This window comes from Nonomuraea sp. NPDC050451, assembly GCF_044458585.1.
In genome coordinates, this window is the sequence record NZ_JBITHZ010000018.1 from 1 (window position 1) to 4,376 (window position 4,376).

Genomic DNA, 4,376 nt, shown 5'->3' on the forward strand with positions numbered 1-4,376 from the left:
CCAGCCGTTCCTGCCGTTGCTGCTGCCGGTGGGCGCGCAGCACCCGGGCCGTGTCGGTGTCCAGGGCGATGGTCCGCACCGAGGCGTCGGTCTTCCATGAACGTCCCAGGCCAGCTGCACGATCTGCCAGTTCACGGTCAAGGTCTGGTCGCGGCATAGACGGCTGCCGGGGTGGCGCGGTGCGGCAGGGACCGATGCGGGCGGTGGTGATTGTAGGCGTCGCAGAAGCGGTCGAGAAGCGCCTGCAGGTCAGCCAGGGTGGCCGGCTGGTGGGGCTGGGCGCGCAGCCAGTTCTTCATCGTCTGCTGGAAACGTTCGACCTTGCCGCAGGTGGTGGGGTGGTTGGGGGTGGAGTTCTTCTGCCTCACGTGCAGGCGGTGCAGCTCGTGTTCGAAGGCGTTGCGGCCGCCGCGGCCGCCGGCCAGCCGGGTGGTGAAGACCATCCCGTTATCGGTCAGCGTGGAGGCGGGCACGCCGTGACCGGCGACCGCGGCGCGGAAGGTGGCCCGCACAATCGGCCCGGTGACGCGGGCGTGCGCGGTCACCGACAGCGCGTAGCGGGAATGGTCGTCCAGCCAGGACAGGATCTCGGCGTCGGTGCCGTCGGCGAGCCGGTAATGGGTGAAGTCGGCCTGCCAGGTCTCGTTCGGCAGCTCTGCTTGGAAGCGGATGTAGGACGAGCGGGGCCGCTTCTTGGGCTCGAGTGTCACCAGCCCGCGACGAGTGAGGTAGCGGCTGATCGTGGCCCGTGACACCGTCCGCCCGTGGTGCTGCCGCAGGTGCCAGGCGATCGTGTCCGGGCCGGCGTCCAGCCCCTGCTCGGCGAGTTCCTTGCGGAGCCGGATGATCAGCTCAACCGTGTTGGCGTCGACCGCGTTCGGCGAGGTATGCGGCCGACGCGACCGCGGCTCGAACGCCGCCTCACCATCGACTCGATAGCGGGCCACCAGCTTGGACACCCAGCCCTTGGACACCCAGCCCTTGGACACCCTGTTGGCGCGGGCGACCTCTGCCTGGGACCGGCCCTCGACGACAACGGCGGTGATGACAACTCTGGCCTTGGACACACTGCCCAGGCTCTTGATCGCGGCAGTTGCCTATGTCTCGAGACACACTCCGCTGAAGTTTCCTATGTCTTGCGACATGGATTTCCTATGTCCTGAACCAGCACACTGCAGGGCGCGCTCTGATCATGTTCTGACCTGCGGTTATGCGGGATCGGATGCGTTCCGGAATTTTCGTCTAGCGCTTGCGTGCTCCGTGCGTGCTCGCGCGCACCAACCCCGCACGCACCATGATCAACATCAGCGTCCTGGAGACTTCCTTGGCAAAGGAAACGGCCGATCACCGAAGGCGTTCCGCGTGCCCGTCCCTCGTGCTTGCCAGATCGCCTTGACCGCCTCCGAGCGACGGCGGTTGAAGACGCTGGCCCATTCTCACACGGCCCCCTTCTCGGCCGGCAGTTGGCAGGCCAGCGCCGTGACCTCGGCCCGCTGGACGGGGGTGAAGCGGAGAACACCCGCCGGGCCGAGGCATACGGCTCTTGCGTCATGACCTGCTCGACCAGGTCCATGAACGGGACGATGCCCGTCTTGGGCGAGCAGCGCCCGAACACGCGGGCCTGGTGGATGTCGTAGGCGGCCAAGTAGGCCAGCGCACCGCCATTGATGGCCCGGATCGAGCGACACGACCAGAAGGAGCGCCACTTCCAGCAGCCCCGCTGGCTGCGGCCACCAGCCTGTCGCACTACCAGCGGCCGTGTGAACCCTCGAATGACTTACGAACCGGACCACTTAAGTCCCAGGTCACACCACCACCCGAGCGCGGCCGCGCGGAGTATCCACCTCTTGTTCGGTCACCCTGTACTTGTGGAAGCCGGTGGTCACGGATCCATCCCCGTCTAGCTCGTAGTCGCCGACGCGTCCATCTGAGTTGCCAAACTGGCACTTGATCAGCACGTCGCGAACCATAGGCCAAGTAACCGGCTTACGTCTCGCGGTGCAAACGCAGTAGTCGCGCCAGTGCAGCCAGCAGCACCCGGTCGGCCCAGTCTGGTCGCGGACGGGAGACCTGACGACGCAGGACGGCGGCTTCATGACGCACCAAGATCTCCACCTCCTTGGAGGTGTCGCCCCGCGCGAGAAGCGTGAACCAGCCGAACAACCGGACTATCAACAGATACAGCAGGCGTAGGAACACGTGTGCCGAGGATAGACAGCCAGGTCAGATGCCATGGACGAGTTTTGGCACCGCACAGAGTGGAGATCACGTACGCCAGGAGAGATCCGGCAACACGACCGTCAACCCGTTCGTCACGATCACGGCGCTGGCGGAGCAAATCATAGAGCACATCGTCGCCGCCGATCTGAGTGCTTCGCCCATGGCGATCAGGGCAACGGCCTCTTGGCGAGCTGATCGAGAGGAGGCTCGGGAGTGTTCACGGGCCAGAACTGGAATTGCCACTCCTCCACACCTTCCGGCAGCATGTCGACGGGAGAGCTCGGGTTCTCGCCAGGGCGAACCTGTGCCCTGACCCACCACTCCCTGCTCTCAAGACGTAGGTCGAGGAACGTGTACCGCACGCGACCGTACACCTCGTCGAGGCAGGCGAAGCCGGAGCTGGAGTAGAACCTGGCTGTGCGGCTGCGAGCCCACCGCTCCTCACCGCCGGGAGGCTCACGGTCCCAAAGCTCCATCGAGGCCTGCGCCTTGTGGAAGCCCGCGCCGCTGATGACGATCGCCCGGTTCGCCGTCGCGACGAACCAGTTGTCCGCGTCGGCCCGCTGGGCCGTGTCGTCCCACGACGGCCATCCCGGCGGGGTGGCGTAGCCGCCCATCCACGAGGCGAGCAGGAACTGGGAATGGTCGACATCGACGGTGTCGCGAACGAGGTCGAGGGGTTGCAGCATCGTCGTGCTCCGGTAAGAGGGCCGGTGCCCGGCTCCAGCACCCCGTCGCGGGGCGTTGGAACCGGGCACCTGCGAGCCAGTCAGCTGATCACTCGGGAGTGGAATCGGGATTCATGCGGTCGCCCTTCTCATTGTAGAGACGGATGAAGAAGGCGTCTTCTGCAATGATCCGGTCGTTGGCGTAGAAGTGCCCGAGCCCGCCGCGAGCGGTTCCACCCCATCTTCCGTTCTCGTCCTTGGGGATCGGCAGGACACTGAAATTGACGCCGGCCTGGTATGACCGCACGTCTCTCGGCCGGTGCTCCTGCCACCAGATCCAGGCACCCTCGTACGTGGACTGGAAGGGGAATTCATCGCACTCCAGGCCGTCCGCCACCCACGGGTACGGGTGGTTCCCGGTGAAGGTGGACGGATAGTAGTGCCAGCCGCAGGTCATGGCCGAGCGGTAGTAGTTATTCGCCTTCCGTGCGCTGTTCGGCAGGATGCGGTGGAGCGGATCAGCCTTGTAGAAGCCATTGATCTTTTTCGGGACGTTGCGTCTGAGCCAGTCGGGCCACGCCTTTGCCGGGCTGGAGGCATTGGGCACCGTGTCGTTCGGCGTGGCGAACGCCTTGTAGATGTGGCTATAGGCTTTGGGGTTTTGGCTCTCCTTGAGCGCGATCGACGGCGTCACGTGGTCGAAGATGCAGCCTGTGGCGCCGTTGAAAATATAACTCGCGGAATCGCACCGGATGGTCTGGACGGGGTGCGGCGCCTCGGTGGAGTACAGGCCCGGCGAGGAGAGGGTGAGCCGTGTATTGCAGACGGCCACGTTCTCCAGGTTGTCGGCGCCGGGACTGAGCTCCGGCAGGGACTCGAATTTGAAGGACACCTTCTTGTCCCACCAGAACTCGCCAGGGCCGCCCTTACCTGTGTAGGAACCCTGGGTTCCAGGGGCGATCCGGCAGGAATGTGCCTGCGGATATCCGGTCCCCTTCATACCGATGGTGAATTGGCGGCCGGTGAAAAGCGTGCCCTCCTCTACCTTCACGGTCTGGACGAGGACGTCGAATTCGATGAAGCGGTTTCCGTTGAAGGTCCGGCCGATCATCGTGGTGGGGAAGGATGCCTTGTCGATGATCGTCCTCTTCCCGTTGGCGCCGATTCTCTCCCGGACGAGGACGCCGTCATAGGTGGTGCACCAGGAGAAGCGATTTCTGGTGTAACCCCTGGGGTTGATCCTCTTTCCGTTCTCGTAGCGGTAATTGGCTCTGCCAGGATGCTCCCAGCACTCCCACTCGTCCTTGATTCTGTCGTAGGGGTCGTCGTCGGGCGCGGCGGCCCTGGCCACGGCGGATCCGGACTGGGTGTCGACGGTGAGGGCGTTCCAGTTCGTCCAGGCGCCGTTGACGCCGGCGGCGGTGGCGCGTACTCGCCAGCGCAATTTCCATCCGTCGCTCAGTTTTCCGCTGGGAACCGTTACGGAAC

Annotated in this window: 5 protein-coding genes; all 5 read right to left on the reverse strand. The window is 64.9% G+C overall.

What is annotated here, in order from left to right; genetic code table 11:
* Positions 1 to 137 precede the first annotated feature (137 nt).
* Positions 138 to 1,067, reverse strand: a complete 930-nt coding sequence (locus tag ACIBI9_RS39875) for an IS481 family transposase (protein ID WP_397230283.1) — start codon at positions 1,065 to 1,067, stop codon at positions 138 to 140.
* 738 nt (positions 1,068 to 1,805) lie between these two features.
* On the reverse strand, positions 1,806 to 1,958 hold the full coding sequence (locus ACIBI9_RS39880) for a hypothetical protein (protein WP_397230285.1): 153 nt from the start codon (positions 1,956 to 1,958) through the stop codon (positions 1,806 to 1,808).
* 28 nt (positions 1,959 to 1,986) lie between these two features.
* Complete coding sequence (locus ACIBI9_RS39885; RefSeq protein ID WP_397230287.1) at positions 1,987 to 2,199, reverse strand: hypothetical protein; 213 nt, start codon at positions 2,197 to 2,199, stop codon at positions 1,987 to 1,989.
* Positions 2,200 to 2,387: 188 nt separating this feature from the next.
* Positions 2,388 to 2,909, reverse strand: coding sequence for a hypothetical protein (locus ACIBI9_RS39890; protein ID WP_397230289.1), 522 nt, complete (start codon positions 2,907 to 2,909; stop codon positions 2,388 to 2,390).
* Positions 2,910 to 2,997: 88 nt separating this feature from the next.
* Positions 2,998 to 4,376 (reverse strand): hypothetical protein (locus tag ACIBI9_RS39895; protein WP_397230291.1); only part of this gene is annotated, 1,379 nt, incomplete at its 5' end.

Coding starts and splice junctions, on each gene's coding strand:
- ACIBI9_RS39890 (WP_397230289.1), bottom strand. CDS start 2,909: ATGCTGCAACCCCTCGACCTCGTTCGCGACACCGTCGATGTCGACCAT.